Here is an 18,727-nt window from a genome sequence, read left to right on the forward strand (position 1 = left end):
GAACGAAATCTCGTCTGATCAACACTTGATTCCAACATGGAGGGCGACCACGCCACCCGTCATGTTGTGATAGTCCACATGCCCGAAACCGCCCTCTTTCATGAGGGACTTGAGCTCGTCCTGGCCCGGATGCATGCGGATCGATTCGGCCAGGTAGCGGTAGCTCGCGTCGTCGCCCGCCACCACCTTGCCCAGGCGCGGCAGCACGTTGAAGGAATACCAGTCGTAGACCTTCTCGAGCGGCTTCGCGACCTTCGAGAACTCGAGCACCAGGAGCTTGCCGCGCGGCTTGAGCACGCGGTTCATCTCCTTGAGCGCGACGTCCTTGTGCGTCATGTTGCGCAGGCCGAAGGCGACGGTGACGACGTCGAAGTGGTCGTCGGGGAACGGCAGCTTCTCGGCGTCGCAGACCGTGGTGGGCAGCACCACGCCGGCGTCGAGCAGGCGGTCGCGGCCGGTGCGCAGCATGGCTTCGTTGATGTCGGTGTGGACCACCTGGCCGCTGGCGCCGACCTTCTTCGCGAAGGCCAGCGCGAGGTCGCCGGTGCCGCCCGCGATGTCGAGCACGCGCGAGCCTTCGCCCACGTTCGCGACCATGACGGTGTAGGCCTTCCATGCGCGGTGAAGCCCCATCGACATGAGGTCGTTCATCAGGTCGTAGCGCGTGGCGACCGAGTCGAACACGCCGCGCACGCGGCCGGCCTTCTCGCTCTCGTCGACTTTCTCGAAGCCGAAATGGGTGGTGGTCATGCGACCGATGTTAGGCCGTTCGTCCTCGCATCAAGACGACGACCCCGCTGTACCGGCGGTCATTTGTTGCTTTTTCTGCAAACGCTGAGGTCTTGTAACGCCCGTCACGTCTACCGACGAAGCTATGCTTTCAATAGCAAACGCCGGTCAATGGCTGCCGCAGGCGTGGCCGCCCTTCTCGGCCATCGGTGCGTCGCGATCGACGCCTGCTTCGGCCAGCTTCTGCTCGTAGGCGGCCCAGAGTTCGGCCTGCTGCGAACCCAGCTGGTAGAGCAGGTCCCACGAGTAGATGCCGGTGTCGTGCCCGTCGCTGAAGCGGGGCTGCACCGCGTAGTTGCCCACCGGCTCGAGCGCGACCAGTTCGACCTCGCGCTTGCCGGTCTGCAGCGTTTCCTGGCCCGGTCCGTGGCCCTGCACCTCGGCCGAGGGCGAATAGATGCGCATCAGCTCGAAGGGGATGCGGAAGGTGGCGCCGTCGGAGAAGCCCACCTCGAGCACGCGCGAGCGGCCGTGCACGGTGATCGACTGCGGCGTCGGCGCGCCGGCTTGCAAGCCTGCCATGGGGAGTGTCCGTTCGAAGTGGAGGAAAGAGGATGCGGGAAGACGGCGCAGTATGCCGCGCCGGCTACAGCGCCGCGAGGCGCGTGGCCATCGCGGCCTCGGCCGCGCTCAGCAGCGCCTCGACCTGGGCCACGCGCGCGGCCGGTGCCGCGCGCTGCGCGGCGGCCCAGAACGGCGCGGGGAAATGGCTGTCCCAATCGAAGCGCGCGATCACGTGCCAGTGCAGGTGCGGCACCATGTTGCCGAGCGCGGCGACGTTGATCTTGGTCGGCGCGAGCGTGTCGCGCAGGCATTGCTCGACCTCGGCCACGGCGTCCATGCAGTGCGCGCGCTCCTCGCGCGACAGGTCGGACAGCTCGGGCCGGTGCGCATTCCACACCACGCGGTAGAAGGCCGGGAAGCCCGCCTCCACCGCGTGGATCACGCGCAGCCTCGCGCCCTCGAACACCAGGCGTCCGCCCGCCTGTTCGCAGAACACGCAGCCGGCCACGCGCGCCGCCTCGCCGCTCACACCAGCACCCGTTCGATGCCACCGTGGTTCGCGGCCGCCACGTACTCGGGCATCCAGTCGGCACCGAGGATCTTGTTGGCCATCTCGACCACGATGTAGTCGGCCTCGAGCAGGCCGTTGTTCAGGTCGCTGCCGTAGCGCGACAGGCCCTGCAGGCAGCTCGGGCAGCTGGTGAGGATCTTCACGTTCTCGCCGGCGCCGATCTTGCCGCCGTCGCGCAGCGCGGCCTCGCCCTTCTTCAGTTCCTCTTCCTTGCGGAAGCGGATCTGCGTCGAGATGTCGGGCCGCGACACGCCCAGCGTGCCCGACTCGCCGCAGCAGCGGTCGTTCTTGAGCACGTTGTCGCCGACCAGCGCCTTCACCGTCTTCATCGGGTCCTGCTGCTTCATCGGCGTGTGGCAGGGGTCGTGGTAGAGGTAGCCGGCACCACCCGCATCGCCCAGGGTGATGCCCTTCTCGAGCAGGTACTCGTGGATGTCGATGATCCGGCAGCCCGGGAAGATCTTGTCGAACTGGTAGCCCTGCAGCTGGTCGTAGCAGGTGCCGCAGCTCACCACCACCGTCTTGATGTCGAGGTAGTTGAGCGTGTTCGCCACCCGGTGGAACAGCACGCGGTTGTCGGTGATCATCTTCTCGGCCTTGTCGAACTGGCCGCTGCCGCGCTGCGGATAGCCGCAGCACAGGTAGCCCGGCGGCAGCACCGTCTGCACGCCCGCGTGCCAGAGCATGGCCTGCGTCGCGAGCCCGACCTGCGAGAACAGCCGCTCCGATCCGCAGCCCGGGAAATAGAACACCGCCTCGGTTTCCGAGGTCGTGACCTTGGGGTTGCGGATGATCGGCACGTAGTCGGCGTCCTCGATGTCGAGCAGCGCGCGCGCCGTCTTCTTCGGCAGGTTGCCCGGCATCTTCTTGTTGATGAAGTGGATCACCTGCTCCTTGATCGGCGCCGGTCCGAGCGAGGCCGGCGGCGCCGCCGTCTGCTTCTTCGCGAGGCCGCGCAGCAGGTCGTTGGCCATGCGCTGCGCCTTGAAGCCGATGCCCACCATGCCCGCGCGCACCGTCTTGATGGTCTGCGGATTGGTCGCGTTGAGGAAGAACATCGCGGCCGCGTTGCCGGGGCGGAAGCTCTTCTGCCCCATCTTGCGCAGCAGGTTGCGCATGTTCATCGACACGTCGCCGAAGTCGATCTTCACCGGGCAGGGCGTGAGGCACTTGTGGCACACCGTGCAGTGGTCGGCCACGTCCTCGAACTCCTCCCAGTGCTTGATGCTCACGCCGCGCCGGGTCTGCTCCTCGTAGAGGAAGGCCTCGACCAGCAGCGAGGTCGCGAGGATCTTGTTGCGCGGGCTGTAGAGCAGATTGGCGCGCGGCACGTGGGTGGCGCACACCGGCTTGCACTTGCCGCAGCGCAGGCAGTCCTTGACGCTGTCGGCGATGGCGCCGATGTCGCTCTGCTGCATGATGATCGACTCGTGCCCCATCAGGCCGAAGCTCGGCGTGTAGGCGTTGGTCAGGTCGGCATGCAGCGACTGCGCGCCGGCACCCGGCTCGCGCAGCAGCTTGCCCTTGTTGAAGCGGCCCTCGGGATCGATGCGCTGCTTGTACTCGGCGAAGGGACGCAACTCCTCGTCCGACAGGAACTCGAGCTTGGTGATGCCGATGCCGTGCTCGCCCGAGATCACGCCGTCGAGATGGCGCGCCAGCTTCATGATGCGCGCGACCGCCTCGTGCGCGGTCTGCAGCATCTCGTAGTTGTCGCTGTTGACCGGGATGTTGGTGTGCACGTTGCCGTCGCCCGCGTGCATGTGCAGCGCGACCCACACGCGGCCCTTGAGCACGCGCTTGTGGATCGCTGTGCACTCGGCCAGGATCGGCGCGAAGGCGGCGCCCGCGAAGATCGCCGACAGCGGCTGGCGCAGCTGGGTCTTCCAGCTCGCGCGCAGCGAATGGTCCTGCAGCTGCGGGAACAGCGCATCGACCTCGTCGAGCCAGCCGGCCCACAGCGCGCGCACCTCCTGCAGCAGTGCCACGGCCTGCGCCACGCGGTCCTCGAGCAGCTCGGCCGAGGGAATCTCGTTGGCGTCGTCGGTCTTGCCCAGCGGCAGGTTGCCGTGCACAAAGAACTTCTCGAGCTCGTCGACCAGCGCGAGCTTGTTGCGCAGCGAGAGCTCGATGTTGATGCGCTCGATGCCGTCGCTGTACTCGGCCATGCGCGGCAGCGGGATCACCACGTCCTCGTTGATCTTGAAGGCGTTGGTGTGGCGGCTGATCGCGGCGGTGCGCTTGCGGTCGAGCCAGAACTTCTTGCGCGCCTCGGGGCTGATGGCGATGAAGCCCTCGCCGCTGCGCGAGTTGGCGATGCGCACCACCTCGGAAGTGACGCGCGCCACCGCGTCGGCGTCGTCGCCCGCGATGTCGCCGAACAGCACCATCTTCGGCAGGCCGCCGTGCTTCTTCGACTTGGTGGCGTAGCCCACGGCCTTCAGATAGCGGTCGTCGAGGTGCTCGAGGCCCGCCAGCAGCACGCCCGAGCGCTTCTGCTCGGCGAACATGAAGTCCTTGATCTCGACGATGCTGGGCACCGCGTCCTTGGCGTTGCCGAAGAACTCGAGGCAGACGGTGCGCGTGTGCGCCGGCATGCGGTGCACCACCCAGCGGCAGCTCGTGATCAGGCCATCGCAGCCTTCCTTCTGGATGCCCGGCAGGCCCGAGAGGAACTTGTCGGTCACGTCCTTGCCGAGGCCTTCCTTGCGGAAGGTGCGGCCCGGGATATCGAGGCGCTCGGTGCGCAGCGGCGTCTTGCCGTCGGCCGCGAAGTACTGGAGCTCGAACAGCGCGCTCTCGGCGTCGTGGATCTTGCCGAGGTTGTGGCCGATGCGCGTGACCTCGAGCCATTCGGCCTGCGGCGTGACCATGCGCCACGAGGCCAGGTTGTCGAGCGCGGTGCCCCACAGCACGGCCTTCTTGCCGCCCGCGTTCATCGCGACGTTGCCGCCGACGCACGAGGCCTCGGCCGAGGTCGGGTCGACCGCGAACACGTAGCCCGAGCGCTCGGCCGCGTCGGCCACGCGCTGCGTGACCACGCCGGCCTCGGTCCAGATGGTGGGCACGGGGGCCTCGAGGCCGGGCAGCGAGACCAGCTCGACCTCGGTCATCGCCTCGAGCTTCTCGGTGTTGATGACCACGCTGTTCCAGGTTAGCGGGATCGCGCCGCCGGTGTAGCCGGTGCCGCCGCCGCGCGGGATGATGGTCAGGCCCAGCTCGATGCAGCCCTTGACCAGCAGCGCCATCTCGGCCTCGGTGTCGGGGCACAGCACGACGAAGGGGTACTCCACGCGCCAGTCGGTGGCGTCAGTGACGTGGGCCACGCGCGAGAGGCCGTCGAACTTGATGTTGTCCTTGGCCGTGAGCCGGCCCAGCACGCGGGTGGCCTTGCGGCGCAGTGCGGCGACGTCGCGGAACAGCGTGTCGAAAGCCTGCACGGCCTCGCCGACGCGGGCCGTGAGCTCGCCCACGAGCTGGTCGCGCGGCAGGTCGCTGTCGGGCGTGCGGCGCTTCTGCACCTCGGCCAGGCGATGCCGCAGCGCATCGACCAGCAGGCCGCGGCGACGCGGGTTGTCGAGCAGGTCGTCGATCAGGTAGGGGTTGCGCTGCACGACCCAGATGTCGCCGAGCACCTCGTAGAGCATGCGCGCCGATCGGCCGGTGCGGCGCTCGGCGCGCAGCGTCTGGAGCAATTCCCAGGCGCGCTCGCCCAGCAGGCGGATCACGATCTCGCGATCGGAGAAGCTGGTGTAGTTGTAGGGGATCTCACGCAGTCGTGCAGGCTCTGCGGCCTGCGACAGCAGCGCGTTCAACGCGGTCGGAGCATTCATCGGGGTGGGGCCTCGGCCGGGCGCCACGCGTCCATAGCCGGGGTGGGGATTTTAGGTCAGGGCCAGGGTTCGTGCCCTGGCGCCGACGCGTGTCCCTCTGGCACTGCCGGCGCGCCGGCCGGCCTCAGCGCGACGCGATCAGAACAGCACGCGGCTGCGGATCGTGCCCTGCACCTTCGCGAGCTTCTCGAGCGCGAGGTCCGAGGAGGCGGCGTCGATGTCCATCACCACGTAGCCGATCTTCTCGTTGGTCTGCAGGAACTGCGAGGAGATGTTGATGTGGTTGTCCGAGAAGATCTTGTTGATCTCCGACAGCACGCCCGGCACGTTGCGGTGCACGTGCAGCAGGCGGTGCTTGCCCGGGTGCGCGGGCAGCGCCACCTCGGGGAAGTTGACCGACGAGGTCGAGGTGCCGTTGTCGCTGTACTTGACCAGCTTCTCGGCCACCTCGAGGCCGATGTTGGCCTGCGCCTCCATCGTCGAGCCGCCGATGTGGGGCGTGAGGATCACGTTGTCGAGTCCGCGCAGCGGCGACTGGAACTCGTCCTTGTTGCTGCGCGGCTCGACCGGGAACACGTCGATGGCGGCGCCCAGCAGCTTCTTCTCCTTCAGCGCGCCGGCCAGCGCGTCGATCTCGACCACGGTGCCGCGCGAGGCGTTGATCAGGATCGAGCCCGGCTTCATCGCCGCGATCTCGGCCGCGCCGATCATCCACTGCGTGGCCTGCGTCTCGGGCACGTGCAGGGTCACGATGTCGCTCTGCGCCAGCAGCTGGTGCAGGTCGCGCACCTGGCGCGCATTGCCCAGCGGCAGCTTGGTGACCACGTCGAAGAAGGCGACGTGCATGCCCAGCGCCTCGGCCAGCACCGACAGCTGCGCGCCGATCGAGCCGTAGCCCACGATGCCCAGGGTCTTGCCGCGAATCTCGAAGGCGTTGTCGGCCGACTTGAGCCAGCCGCCGCGGTGCGCCACCGCGCTCTTCTCGGGCACGCCGCGCAACAGCAGGATCGCCTCGGCCAGCACCAGCTCGGCCACCGAGCGGGTGTTGGAGTACGGGGCATTGAAGATCGCCACGCCGTGCTCGCGCGCGGCCTCGAGGTCGACCTGGTTGGTGCCGATGCAGAAGCAGCCGGCGGCCACCAGCTTGTGGGCGGCCGCGAACACCTCGGCGGTCAGCTGGGTGCGCGAGCGGATGCCGAGGAAGTGCACGTCGCCGATCTTGGCCTTGAGCGCCTCGTCGGACAGCGCGCCCGGCAGCGACTCGACGTTGGTGTAGCCCGCCGCATGGAGCACCTCCACGGCCGAGGGGTGGATACCCTCGAGCAGAAGAAACTTGATCTTGCTTTTGTCGAGGGAGGTCTTGCTGCTCATGCTGCTGCTCGCGGTAGCCCCGGCCATGGCAACAAGCTAGGCCGAAAAAGGGAGGGCGATGCTAGCATGGTGCAGCGCAGCAAGCAGGGACCCCAGGCGCGAGCGCCCTGTCGGCCAAGGGGGTTTCCCCGGGTTTCTTGCCGTGTGCACTCCGTGCGACAAAGCCGCAGAACCGTCACGTATGTAACCTAACATCGCCGGTTTTACTTACTTTTCCCTACAGGAGTCTTAATGCGCTTCAAGACGCTCGCCATCGCCTCTACGCTGGCTGCCGCTCTGGCCGTGCCAGCCCTCGCCCAGGCCCAGACCGAGATCCAGTGGTGGCACTCGATGGACGGCGCCCTCAACGACTGGGTCAACGACCTCGCCAAGCAGTTCAACGAGAGCCAGAAGGACTACAAGGTCGTGCCCACCTACAAGGGCGAATACGACCAGTCGATGGCGGCCGGCATCGCGGCCTACCGCTCGGGCAACGCGCCCGACATCCTGCAGGTGTTCGAGGTGGGCACCGCCACCATGATGTACTCCAAGGGCGCGATCAAGCCCGTGGCCGACGTCATGAAGGAAGGCGGCCAGAAGTTCGACCCCAAGGCCTACATCCCCGCGGTGGCCGGCTACTACACCGCCCCCAACGGCCAGATGCTGTCGTTCCCGTTCAACAGCTCGACGACGGTGTTCTACTACAACAAGGACGCCTTCAAGAACGCCGGCCTCGACCCCGAGAAGGCTCCCGCCACCTGGCCCGAAGTGGTCTCGGCGGCCGCCAAGCTCAAGGCCAGCGGCAGCCAGTGCCCGTTCACCACCTCGTGGATGAGCTGGGCCCAGCTCGAGAGCTTCTCGGCCTGGCACAACACCTCGTACGCCTCGAAGAACAACGGCTTCGGCGGCCTCGACGCCCGCCTGGAGTTCAACTCGCCGCTGCACGTGCGCCACTTCGAGAACCTGTCGAACATGTCCAAGCAGGGCCTGTTCGTCTACAAGGGCCGCGCCAGCAAGCCGATCACCTCGTTCACCTCGGGTGAATGCGCGATGTTCATCGGCTCGTCGGGCAGCTACGCCAGCGTGAAGCGCGACGCCAAGTTCAAGTTCGCCGAATCGGCGCTGCCCTACTACCCGGACGTGCAGGGCGCGCCGCAGAACACCATCGTCGGTGGCGCCAGCCTGTGGGTGATGTCGGGCAAGCCGGCCGCCAGCTACAAGGGCGTGGCCGCGTTCTTCACCTTCCTGTCGAGCCCCAAGGTGCAGTCCGAAAGCCACATGCGCACCGGCTACCTGCCGATCACCACCGCCGCCTACGAGCTGACCGAGAAGGCCGGCTTCTACAAGGAAAACCCGGGCACCGACGTCGCGGTGAACCAGATGATCAAGAAGACCACCGACAAGTCGCGTGGCGTGCGCCTGGGCAACCTGCCCCAGATCCGCGCCATCGAGGACGAGGAAACCGAGCTGATCTGGACCGGCAAGAAGACCCCGAAGGAAGCGCTGGACAGCGCCGTGAAGCGCGGAAACGAACTTTTGGTGAAATTCCAGGCCGCAAACAAGTAAGCTCCGCACCCGGATCGGCGCGAACGAATGTTCGTTTCGGTTCGTTTGACCCGCCACAAGCCAGGCTGACCCGTGCAGTCCTGGCTGTTTGCTTATTTAGTGTGTCCGTGACCTGAACGCCCTCCCCATGGAAAAACGCGTCATCTTTCGCTCGAACTGGCTGCCCTGGGCATTGCTGGCGCCGCAATTGTTCATCGTCGGCGTCTTCTTCTTCTGGCCCGCGGGCCAGGCGCTGGTGCAGTCGCTGCAGCAGCAGGACGCCTTCGGCAACTCGATCACCTGGGTGGGGCTGGACAACTTCGAGGCGCTGTGGAACGACAGCACCTACATGGCCTCGTTCCACACCACGATCGTCTTCTCGGTGCTGGTGACGGTCCTGGGCCTGAGCATCGCCCTCGTGCTGGCGGTGTTCGCCGACCGGGTGGTGCGCGGCACGCGCTTCTACCGCAGCGTGCTGATCCTGCCGTACGCGGTCGCCCCCGTCGTGACCGGCCTGCTGTGGTCGTTCATGTTCTCCTCGTCGATCGGCATCGTGGCCTACTGGCTCAAGAAGATGGGCTTCAACTGGAACCATCTGCTCAACGGCGACCACGCCATGGCGCTGGTCGTGATGGCCTCGGTCTGGAAGCAGATCTCCTACAACTTCCTGTTCTTCCTCGCGGGCCTGCAGTCGATTCCCAAGTCGCTGATCGAGGCCGCCGCCATGGACGGCGCGCGCCCGATGCGCCGCTTCTGGACCATCCAGTTCCCGCTGCTGACGCCCACCACCTTCTTCCTGCTGGTGATCAACATGGTGTACGCCTTCTTCGACACCTTCGCGATCATCGACGCCACCACCCAGGGCGGCCCCGGCAAGGACACCGCCACGCTGGTCTACCGCGTGTACTTCGACGGCTTCCGCGGCATGGACTTCGGCGGCGCCGCGGCCCAGTCGGTGGTGCTGATGGTGATCGTCATCGCGTTGACGGTGGTGCAGTTCCGCTACGTCGAGAAGAAGGTCCAGTACTGATGACCGCCTCCATGCATCCCTTCTTCCCCGCCCGCCGCGCGGCCCACGCCACGGAGGCCCGCCATGGTTGAGCGCCGCCCCTCCCTGGGCATCCTCGCGCACGTGATCATGATCATCGGCGTGCTGCTGGTGATGTTCCCGATCTACCTGGCCTTCATCGCCTCCACCCACACGCCGCAGGAGATCATGCAGGCGCCGATGCCGATCCTGCCCGGCAGCAACTTCTGGGAAACCTACAAGGCGGCGCTGACCGGCGGCGGGCGCACCAGCGCCAACGTGTCGGTGGCGCGGATGATCTGGGTGAGCACGGTCATCACGCTCGTCATCACCTTCGGCAAGATCAGCATCTCGCTGCTGTCGGCCTTCGCGGTGGTGTATTTCCGCTTCCCGCTGCGCGGCCTGTGCTTCTGGCTGATCTTCATCACGCTGATGCTGCCGGTCGAGGTGCGCATCGGCCCGACCTACCAGGTCGTGGCCAGCCTCGGCATGATCAACAGCTTCGCCGGCCTCTCGATACCGTTGATCGCGTCGGCGACCGCCACCTTCCTGTTCCGGCAGTTCTTCCTGACGGTGCCCGACGAGCTGGTCGAGGCCGCGCGCGTCGACGGCGCCGGGCCGATGCGCTTCTTCAAGGACATCCTGCTGCCGCTGTCGAAGACCAGCATCGCGGCGCTGTTCGTGATCCAGTTCATCTACGGCTGGAACCAGTACCTGTGGCCGCTGATCGCCGCCACCAGCGAGGACATGTACCCGATCGTCGTCGGCATCAAGGCCATGATCGGCAACGGCGAGTCGCCGGTGGACTGGAACGTGGTGATGGCCACAGCCGTGCTGGCCATGCTGCCGCCCGCGGTGGTCGTGGTGCTGATGCAGAAGTGGTTCGTCAAGGGCCTGGTCGATACCGACAAATAAAACGCTGAACTGAAAACATGGCTGCCATTTCCCTCCGCAACGTCATCAAGCGCTACGGCCACGGCCCCAAGGCCAACCAGGTCATCCACGGCGTGAGCGCCGAGATCGCCGACCACGAATTCGTCGTCATCGTCGGCCCGTCGGGCTGCGGCAAGTCCACGCTGCTGCGCATGGTGGCCGGCCTGGAGGAGATCTCCGCCGGCGAGATCGCCATCGGCAACAAGGTGGTGAACCAGCTCGAGCCCTCCGAGCGCGACATCGCGATGGTGTTCCAGAACTACGCGCTCTATCCGCACATGACGGTGTTCGCGAACATGGCCTACGGCCTGAAGATCGCGAAGGTGCCGGTGGCCGAGATCAAGGTGCGCGTGGACAAGGCCGCGAAGATCCTCGAGCTGGGCCACCTGCTCGAGCGCAAGCCGCGCGAGCTCTCGGGCGGCCAGCGCCAGCGCGTGGCCATGGGCCGCGCCATCGTGCGCCAGCCGCAGGTGTTCCTGTTCGACGAACCGCTGTCGAACCTCGATGCCAAGCTGCGCGCCCAGACCCGCCTCGAGATCCAGAAGCTGCACCGCGAGCTCGGCATCACCTCGCTGTTCGTCACCCACGACCAGGTCGAGGCCATGACGCTGGCGCAGCGCATCATCGTGATGAACGGCGGCGTGATGGACCAGTTCGCGACGCCCGAGGAGGTCTATTCGCGCCCCGCCACCACCTTCGTCGCGAGCTTCATCGGCTCGCCACCGATGAACCTGCTGCGCCATGCGCCGGGCGTGCGGCCGGGCCAGATCCTGGGCATCCGCCCCGAACACATGGCGCTCGACGAGCGCGGCTGGTCGGTGCAGGTCGAGCAGGTCGAGCTGCTGGGCGCCGAGCGCCTGGTCTACGGCCGTATCGGCGACGAGCAGATCATCATGCGCACCGACGAGGCCGACCAGCCGCCGATGGCGGGCGATACCGTAAAGATCGCCGCGCGCGAAGACAAGCTCCACTGGTTCGACGCCGGTTCCGGCAAACGCGCGGAATGAGCACCCCCTGGCCCTATCCGCGCTGGATCGCCCACCGCGGCGCCGGCAAGCTCGCGCCCGAGAACACGCTCGCGGCCTTCCGCTTCGGCGCCGCGCACGGCTATCGCATGTTCGAGTGCGATGCCAAGCTCAGCGCCGACGGCGTGGTGTTCCTGATGCACGACGCCACGCTGGAACGCACCACCAGCGGCCGCGGCATCGGCGGCCAGAAGCCCTGGAGCGAACTGGCGCAGCTCGACGCGGGCGGCTGGCATTCGCGCGCCTTCGCGGGCGAACCGCTGCCCACGCTCGAGAACCTCGCGCGCTTCTGCCTAGCCAACGACCACCTGCTGAACATCGAGATCAAGCCCACGCCCGGCACCGAGCGCGAGACCGGCGAGGCGGTGGCGCGGCAGGCCGCGGCGCTGTGGCGCGATGCGGCCGTCCCACCGCTGCTGACCTCGTTCCAGGTCGATGCGCTCAAGGGTGCAGCAGCGGCGGCGCCCGAATTGCCGCGCGGCCTGCTGCTCGACACGCTGTGGAGCGGCTGGCTCGAGACCGCGCGCGAGCTCGGCTGCGTGGCTATCGTCTGCAACCATGCGCTGTGGGACGCCACGGTGGTGGCGCAGGTGCACGGCGCCGGCCTGCGCGCGCTGAGCTACACGGTCAACGACGACTGGGCCGCGCAGCGCCTGATCGACCTGGGCACGGACGGCATCATCACCGACCGCGTCGACCTGTTCAGTCCCGCGCGCTGAACGCGGCCCCGTCACATGCTGTGACGCGCCGCGAAGCCGGACCTTCAGGTGCGGCTTCTATGATGCGTCCATGAGTTGGACCTCCCGTCTCGCGGCCTTGCTGATGGCCGCCCTGCTGCTGTGCGGCACCGCCTTCGCGCAGCAGGACCCCGATCTCGCGGCCGCGCCGCCCGCGCCCACCGTGGCCGAGCTGCGCGCGCTGCTCGCGAAGATCGACCAGAGCACCGACTCGGTCGAGGATGCGCGCAGCCGGCTGACCCAGATCAACGCGATCGGCGCGCAGGCCGACAAGTTCGTGGCGGCGCGCACCGGCGAGCTCAACGACCTCAACGCGCGCCTGGGCGAACTCGGCAACCCGCCCGCGGCCGGCGCCAGCGAAGACCCCGACATCACGCGCCAGCGCGCGCGCCTGACCAAGGAGCGCAATGCGCTCGATGCCGACATCCGGCTCGCCAAGCTGCTGGCGATCGACGTGCGCCAGCGCGGCACTGACCTGCTGACGCAACGCCGCGCGGTGTTCGAGGCCCAGCTCACCGAGCGCGCGGCCTCACCGCTGACCGGCGAGTTCTGGAGCGACCTGCAGGAGGCCTGGCCCGACGACCTCGACCGGCTGCAGGCCATGGCCGCGGGCGTGCAGACGGGCCTCGCCACTGCCCTCGGCGGCACGGGCCGCACGTTGGTGGTCGCGGCGCTGATCGGCGCGCTGCTGCTGGCCTTCGCGGGCGTCTGGGCCGCCGAGCACGGCCTGACCCGGCTCGCGGTGAAGCTGCTGCCCGCCGGGCGGCTGCGGCGCTCGCTGCTGGTGATCGCCATCGTCGCCGCTCACGTGCTGCTGGTGGCGCTGGCCGCGCACGGCTTCGTCTACGTGCTCGAACAGCACGCGGGCTGGGCGCCGCAGGCGCGCAAGGCGATGCTGTCGCTGGCGCAGGCGCTGGTGTTCATGGCCTTCGTGATCGGCCTGGGCCGCGCGCTGCTGGCCACCGGCCGGCCGTCGTGGCGGCTGCCACCGATTCCCGACGCCATGGCCGCGCGCCTTGCGGCCCTGCCCTGGCTGGTGGCGCTGGTGGCGGCCCTGGCCTGGGCGCCGGCCGAGATCAACGCGCTGGTCGACGCCAGCCTCTCGGCCGTGGTCGCCACCCACGTGCTGACCGCGCTGCTGCTGACCGCGCTGGTGGGCGCGGTGCTCTACCGACTCAAGGCGCTGCGCGCCGGCGCGCCCGGCGAGGACCTGCCCGAGCGGCCGATGTGGGTCGGCATCCTGGTGGCGCTGATCGCCATCCTGATGATCGTGATCTGGGTGCTGGTGGCCGTGGGCTACGTGGCGCTCGCGAGCTTCCTGGCCTCGCAGCTGACCTGGAGCGGCATCGTCGCCACCGCGTTCTACGTGCTGTTCAAGTTCGCCGACGACGTGTTCATGGCCACCGTGTCGTCGCGCAGCGGCTTCGGCCAGCGGCTGCAGAAGAGCTTCGGCCTGGCGCCGCAGACGCTGGACCAGATCGCCACCGTGCTGTCGGGCCTGAGCCGTGTGGCGCTGTTCTTCTACATGCTGATCGCGCTGGCCGCGCCGCTGGGCACCAGCCCCGGCGAGGTGTTCCAGCGCAGCGGCAAGTTCGGCACCGGCGTGAAGATCGGCGAGTTCCAGCTCGTGCCGGGCGCGATCCTCAGCGCGGTGGCGGTGCTGGCCGTGGGCTTCGTGATGCTGCGCATCTTCAAGCGCTGGCTGGCCGCGAGCTACCTGCCGACCACCAAGTTCGAGCCCGGCATGCAGAGCTCGATCAGCACCCTGCTGGGCTACGTGGGCGGCATCCTGGTGATCGCGTTCTCGCTCTCTGCCCTGGGCATCGGCGTCGAGCGCATCGCCTGGGTGGCGAGCGCGCTGTCGGTGGGCATCGGCTTCGGCCTGCAGGCGATCGTGCAGAACTTCATCTCGGGCTTGATCCTGCTGGCCGAGCAGCCCGTGAAGGTGGGCGACTGGGTGGTGCTGGGCACGGCCGAGGGCGACGTGCGGCGCATCAACGTGCGCGCCACCGAGATCCAGCTCGGCGACCGCTCCACGCTGATCGTGCCGAACTCGGAATTCATCACCAAGACCGTGCGCAACATGACCTTGGCCAACGCCGAGGGCCGGGTGCTGATCCGCCTGCCGATGCCGCTGACCACCGACGCGCAGAAGGTGCGCGACCTGATCCTCGAGGCCTGCAAGGCGCACGAGGGCGTGCTCGAGACGCCGGCGCCCTCGCTCACGCTCGAGGGCATCGAGAACGGGTTGCTGATCTTCCAGGCGATCGCCTACGTGGCGAGCCCGCGATTGGCCGGCGGCGTGCGCAGCGACCTGCTGTTCACCATCCTCGACGCGCTGCGCCAGGCCGACCTGCCGATGGCCACGCCCACGCTGGTGATGGCGGCCGCGCCGGCGGCACCCTCGGCGCTCTCGACCGCGCCCTCGCCGGTGCCCTCCTCGCCGGCCTCGCCGCTGCCGGGCGTGCAGGGCTGAGGGCCGGCCGCGCCCGGCTCAGTTCAGCGGCAGGGTGGTCGTGCACTTCACCTCGTTGAGGCACACGCTCGAGCGCACCGCCGACACGCCCGGCATGTGCATCAGCGTGTCCATCAGGAACTGCGACAGCGAGTGCAGGTCGCGCGCGACCACCTTGATGACGTAGTCGAAGTCGCCGGTGACCGAATAGCACTCGAGGATCTGCGGCAGGTCGGCCACCAGGTCCTGGAACTTCGGCAGCTCGCCGATGTGGCCGCGCGCCATGGTCACGTGGATGAAGGCGATCACGCCGAGCCCCACCTGGCGCGCGTCGAGCCGGGCCGCGTAGCCGCTGATGAAGCCCATCTCCTCGAGCCGCCGGTGCCGCCGCAGGCACTGGGCCGGCGACAGGTTGGCCACTTCGGAGAGTTCGAGGTTCGATGCACGGCCATGCGCTTGCAAGTGGTCGAGGATCTTCCTGTCGATGCGGTCGAGCGTGATCTCGTGCAATTTCATCTCCTTCAAGTGCCAATGACCGCAATCATATTTCTCAAAGCGGGGTAAGCACTGGCGTGGGATGCACCTTAATTGTGCAGACCACGCTCTAGACTCCAGGCTTCCGGAAGTGCATGCCGCATTTCCGTGCATCGCTTCCCTGCCCGGCCCCGCCGTGGCGTCGGACCCGTTCCCTTCCTCTGATCCGGAGATCCTCACGTGAAATTCGCCCTGCTTCGCACCCCTGTCGCCGCCGCCCTGGCCCTCGGCATGCTCGCCGCCGCGCCCGCCTTCGCGGCCGACAAGTCGGTGGCCGTGACCGCCATCGTCGAGCACCCGGCGCTCGACGCCGTGCGCGACGGCATCAAGGCCGAGCTGAAGGCGGCCGGCTACGAAGAGGGCAAGAACCTCAAGTTCACCTACCAGAGCGCACAGGGCAACGTGGGCACTGCGGCCCAGATCGCGCGCAAGTACGTGGGCGACCAGCCCGACGTGATCGTCGCGATCGCCACCCCCTCGGCCCAGGCCACGCTGGCCGCCACCAAGACGATTCCGGTCGTCTACTCGGCCGTGACCGATCCGGTGGCCGCCAAGCTGGTGAAGAGCTGGGACGCCACCGGCACCAACGTGACCGGCGTGTCGGACCTGTCGCCGCTGGACAAGCACATCGCCCTCATCAAGCAGGTGGTGCCCACCGCCAAGCGCATCGGCGTGATCTACAGCCCCGGCGAAGCCAACTCGGTGGCGATCGTGGCCGACCTCAAGAAGGCCGCCGCGGCTGCCGGCATGACGGTGGTGGAAGCCGCCGCCGCGCGCACCGTGGACGTGCCGACCGCCGCCCAGAGCCTGGTCGGCAAGGCCGACGCGATCTACACGCCGACCGACAACAACGTGGTGTCGGCCTTCGAGGGCATCGTGAAGGTGGCGCAGCAGGCCAAGCTGCCGGTGGTGGCGGCCGACACCGCCACCGTCGAGCGCGGCGCGGTCGCGGCGCTGGGCCTGAACTACACCGACATCGGCCGCCAGACCGGCAAGATCGTGGTGCGCATCCTCAAGGGCGAGAAGCCCGGCACGATCGCCTCGCAGACCAGCACCAACTTCGAGCTGGTGGTGAACCCGGGCGCGGCCAAGCTGCAGGGCGTGACCCTGTCGGACGAGCTGCTGAAGACCGCCAAGGTCGTGAGCACCAAGTAAGTCCCGGCTTCACCGCCACCGACGGGTCGTCCTGCGGGCGGCCCGTCTTTTCGTTTTCGCCGGGAGCTTCTTCCTCATGTCCCTCATCGCCTCGCTGGGCGCCATCGAGATCGGCCTGATATTCGGGCTGGTCGCGCTGGGCGTCTTCATGTCCTTCCGCATCATCAACTTCCCCGACCTCACGGTGGACGGCAGCTTCCCGCTCGGCGCCGCCGTGGCGGCCACGCTGATCGTGGCCGGCTGGAACCCGGTGGCCGCCACCGCGGTGGCCTGCGTCGCGGGCGCCGTCTCGGGCTGGGTCACGGCCTGGCTCAACGTGAAGCTCAAGATCATGCAGCTGCTCGCGAGCATCCTGGTGATGATCGCGCTCTACTCGATCAACCTGCGCGTGATGGGCAAGCCCAACGTGGCGCTGATCACCGAGCCCACCGTGTTCAGCATGGCCAGCTTCGGCGGCATGCCCGAGCAGTGGGCCAAGCCGCTGTTGCTGCTCTTGATCGTGATCGCCGCGAAGATCGTGGTCGACCTGTTCTTCGCCTCCGAGGCCGGCCTGGCGATGCGCGCCACCGGCGGCAATGCGCGCATGGCGCGCGCCCAGGGCATCTCGACCGACTTCCACACCATGGCGGGCCTGGCGCTGTCGAACGCGCTGGTGGCGCTGGCCGGCGCGCTGTTCGCGCAGAGCCAGGGCACGGCCGACATCTCGATGGGCGTAGGCACGATCGTGATCGGCCTGGCGGCGGTGATCATCGGCGAGACGCTGATGCCCGCGCGCAGCATGGTGATCACCACGCTGGCCTGCATCCTGGGGGCGCTGCTCTACCGCTTCTTCATCGCGATGGCGCTGAACACCGACTTCATGGGCCTGCAGGCGCAGGACCTGAACCTGGTGACCGCCGTGCTGGTGGCCTTCGCGCTGCTGGTGCCTGCCTACAAGCGCAAGCTCGGCGGGCTTTTCAAGGGGAAGAACTGATGCTGCGCGCCGAACAACTCGAGATGACCTTCAACCCGGGCACGCCGATCGAGAACCGCGTGCTGCGCGGGCTCAGCCTGGAGATTCCCACCGGCCAGTTCGTCACCGTGATCGGCTCGAACGGCGCCGGCAAGTCGACCTTCCTCAATGCGGTCAGCGGCGACCTGATCGTCGACAAGGGCCGCATCGAGATCGACGGCAAGGACGTGACGCGGCTCAACGCCTGGCAGCGTTCGGGCATGGTGGCGCGCGTGTTCCAGGACCCGATGGCCGGCACCTGCGAGGCGCTGACCATCGAGGAAAACATGGCGCTGGCCTGGAAGCGCGGCGAGCGGCGCGGCCTGGGCCTGTCGCTCAATCGCGGCCTGCGCGAGCTGTTCCGCGAGAAGCTGTCGATCCTCAAGCTCGGGCTGGAGAACCGGCTGGCCGACCGTATCGGCCTGCTGTCGGGCGGCCAGCGGCAGGCCGTGAGCCTGCTGATGGCCTCGCTCAAGCCCTCGCGCATCCTGCTGCTCGACGAGCACACGGCCGCGCTCGACCCGAAGACCGCGGCCTTCGTGCTCGAGCTCACGGCGCGCATCGTCGAGGAGAGCAAGCTCACCGCGATGATGGTCACGCACAGCATGCGCCAGGCGCTGGACTACGGCTCGCGCACGGTGATGCTGCACGAGGGCCAGGTGATCCTCGACGTGGCCGGTCCCGAGCGCTCGGGCCTGGACGTGCCCGACCTGCTGCGCATGTTCGAACAGACGCGCGGCGAGAAGCTCGACGACGACAAGCTGCTCTTGGCATGACCGCTGTGCGCGCGATGCGGCCCGAGGACCTGCAGGCCGTGCTGGCAATCCAGCTCGCCTGCTACGGCGCGGGCTTCGTCGAGGACGGGGCCCTGATCGTGCGCCGGCTCGCCGCGGCGCCGCGCACCGGCTGGGTGGTCGAGCACGCGGGGCGGGTGGCCGCCTACCTCGCGGCCTATCCCTCGCGCGTGGGCAAGCTCACGGCCCTGCACGGCGATTTCGAGGTGCTGCCCGAGGCGCAGGCCGACGCGCTCTACCTGCACGACCTCGCGGTCGACCCAGCGGCCTCGGGCCATGGCCTGGGACCGGCGCTGGTGCGGCATGCGCTGGCCTTCGCCGACACGGCGGGGTGGCGGCGCTCGGCGCTGGTGTCGGTGCAGTCCTCGCTGGGCTTCTGGGAACGCCACGGCTACGCGGTGCGTGCGCTGGCCGACGCGGCGCAGCAGGCGCGCCTGGCGAGCTATCCCGCGCCGGCGCACTACATGGTGCGGACCTGAAAGCC

16 protein-coding genes are annotated in these 18,727 nt (G+C 68.0%); 10 read left to right on the top strand and 6 right to left on the bottom strand.

Annotated elements, in window-relative coordinates; genetic code table 11:
* Positions 1-18: 18 nt before the first annotated feature.
* From ubiE to serA, 5 genes are all read right to left on the bottom strand, one after another.
* Complete coding sequence (ubiE, locus tag AC07PU_RS38110; protein ID WP_057592061.1) at positions 19-750, bottom strand: bifunctional demethylmenaquinone methyltransferase/2-methoxy-6-polyprenyl-1,4-benzoquinol methylase UbiE; 732 nt, start codon at positions 748-750, stop codon at positions 19-21.
* Positions 751-897: 147 nt separating this feature from the next.
* The gene (locus AC07PU_RS38115; protein ID WP_093340991.1) at positions 898-1,311 is read right to left on the bottom strand and encodes a gamma-butyrobetaine hydroxylase family protein; all 414 of its coding nucleotides are present in this window, start codon (positions 1,309-1,311) and stop codon (positions 898-900) included.
* 64 nt (positions 1,312-1,375) lie between these two features.
* Positions 1,376-1,822 carry an HIT family protein gene (locus tag AC07PU_RS38120; protein ID WP_296787525.1) on the bottom strand — a complete coding sequence of 149 codons (447 nt, stop codon included), beginning with the start codon at positions 1,820-1,822 and terminating at the stop codon, positions 1,376-1,378.
* Positions 1,819-5,697 carry a DUF3683 domain-containing protein gene (locus tag AC07PU_RS38125; RefSeq protein WP_495323118.1) on the bottom strand — a complete coding sequence of 1,293 codons (3,879 nt, stop codon included), beginning with the start codon at positions 5,695-5,697 and terminating at the stop codon, positions 1,819-1,821. Before AC07PU_RS38125 ends, AC07PU_RS38120 begins: the two co-directional genes overlap by 4 nt.
* A gap of 138 nt (positions 5,698-5,835) precedes the next feature.
* Entirely contained in the window at positions 5,836-7,068 is a 1,233-nt protein-coding gene (serA, locus tag AC07PU_RS38130) for a phosphoglycerate dehydrogenase (RefSeq protein ID WP_093340995.1), read from the bottom strand.
* 231 nt (positions 7,069-7,299) lie between these two features.
* On the opposite strand from serA, the gene ugpB reads away from it, so the two are divergent.
* The 6 genes from ugpB (at position 7,300) to AC07PU_RS38160 (ending at position 14,790) form a co-directional block, all read left to right on the top strand.
* Positions 7,300-8,613 carry a sn-glycerol-3-phosphate ABC transporter substrate-binding protein UgpB gene (gene ugpB / locus AC07PU_RS38135; protein ID WP_093340996.1) on the top strand — a complete coding sequence of 438 codons (1,314 nt, stop codon included), beginning with the start codon at positions 7,300-7,302 and terminating at the stop codon, positions 8,611-8,613.
* 127 nt (positions 8,614-8,740) lie between these two features.
* The gene (ugpA, locus tag AC07PU_RS38140; protein WP_093340998.1) at positions 8,741-9,622 is read left to right on the top strand and encodes a sn-glycerol-3-phosphate ABC transporter permease UgpA; all 882 of its coding nucleotides are present in this window, start codon (positions 8,741-8,743) and stop codon (positions 9,620-9,622) included.
* A 63-nt stretch (positions 9,623-9,685) separates the two neighbouring features.
* Positions 9,686-10,534 carry a sn-glycerol-3-phosphate ABC transporter permease UgpE gene (ugpE, locus tag AC07PU_RS38145; protein ID WP_057592066.1) on the top strand — a complete coding sequence of 283 codons (849 nt, stop codon included), beginning with the start codon at positions 9,686-9,688 and terminating at the stop codon, positions 10,532-10,534.
* 17 nt (positions 10,535-10,551) lie between these two features.
* The gene (ugpC, locus tag AC07PU_RS38150) at positions 10,552-11,559 is read left to right on the top strand and encodes a sn-glycerol-3-phosphate ABC transporter ATP-binding protein UgpC (protein ID WP_093340999.1); all 1,008 of its coding nucleotides are present in this window, start codon (positions 10,552-10,554) and stop codon (positions 11,557-11,559) included.
* The gene (gene ugpQ, locus AC07PU_RS38155; RefSeq protein WP_495323119.1) at positions 11,556-12,296 is read left to right on the top strand and encodes a glycerophosphodiester phosphodiesterase; all 741 of its coding nucleotides are present in this window, start codon (positions 11,556-11,558) and stop codon (positions 12,294-12,296) included. Before ugpC ends, ugpQ begins: the two co-directional genes overlap by 4 nt.
* Before the next feature lie 70 nt (positions 12,297-12,366).
* Positions 12,367-14,790 (top strand): DUF3772 domain-containing protein, encoded by a 2,424-nt coding sequence (locus AC07PU_RS38160; RefSeq protein ID WP_495323120.1) that lies wholly within the window; start codon positions 12,367-12,369, stop codon positions 14,788-14,790.
* Between the two features lie 18 nt (positions 14,791-14,808).
* Here AC07PU_RS38160 and AC07PU_RS38165 read toward each other — a convergent pair whose 3' ends face one another.
* On the bottom strand, positions 14,809-15,279 hold the full coding sequence (locus AC07PU_RS38165; protein WP_209541745.1) for an Lrp/AsnC family transcriptional regulator: 471 nt from the start codon (positions 15,277-15,279) through the stop codon (positions 14,809-14,811).
* 204 nt (positions 15,280-15,483) lie between these two features.
* Between AC07PU_RS38165 and AC07PU_RS38170 the strand changes: the two genes are divergently transcribed.
* From AC07PU_RS38170 to AC07PU_RS38185, 4 genes are all read left to right on the top strand, one after another.
* Entirely contained in the window at positions 15,484-16,458 is a 975-nt protein-coding gene (locus AC07PU_RS38170; protein ID WP_495323121.1) for an ABC transporter substrate-binding protein, read from the top strand.
* Between the two features lie 76 nt (positions 16,459-16,534).
* Positions 16,535-17,431, top strand: coding sequence for an ABC transporter permease (locus tag AC07PU_RS38175; RefSeq protein WP_057592072.1), 897 nt, complete (start codon positions 16,535-16,537; stop codon positions 17,429-17,431).
* Entirely contained in the window at positions 17,431-18,225 is a 795-nt protein-coding gene (locus tag AC07PU_RS38180) for an ABC transporter ATP-binding protein (RefSeq protein WP_093341008.1), read from the top strand. The genes AC07PU_RS38175 and AC07PU_RS38180 overlap by 1 nt, the downstream gene beginning before the upstream one ends.
* Positions 18,222-18,722 (top strand): GNAT family N-acetyltransferase, encoded by a 501-nt coding sequence (locus AC07PU_RS38185; protein ID WP_495323122.1) that lies wholly within the window; start codon positions 18,222-18,224, stop codon positions 18,720-18,722. Before AC07PU_RS38180 ends, AC07PU_RS38185 begins: the two co-directional genes overlap by 4 nt.
* Positions 18,723-18,727: the final 5 nt, after the last annotated feature.

Source organism: Variovorax sp. GW821-FHT10D07 (assembly GCF_059415325.1).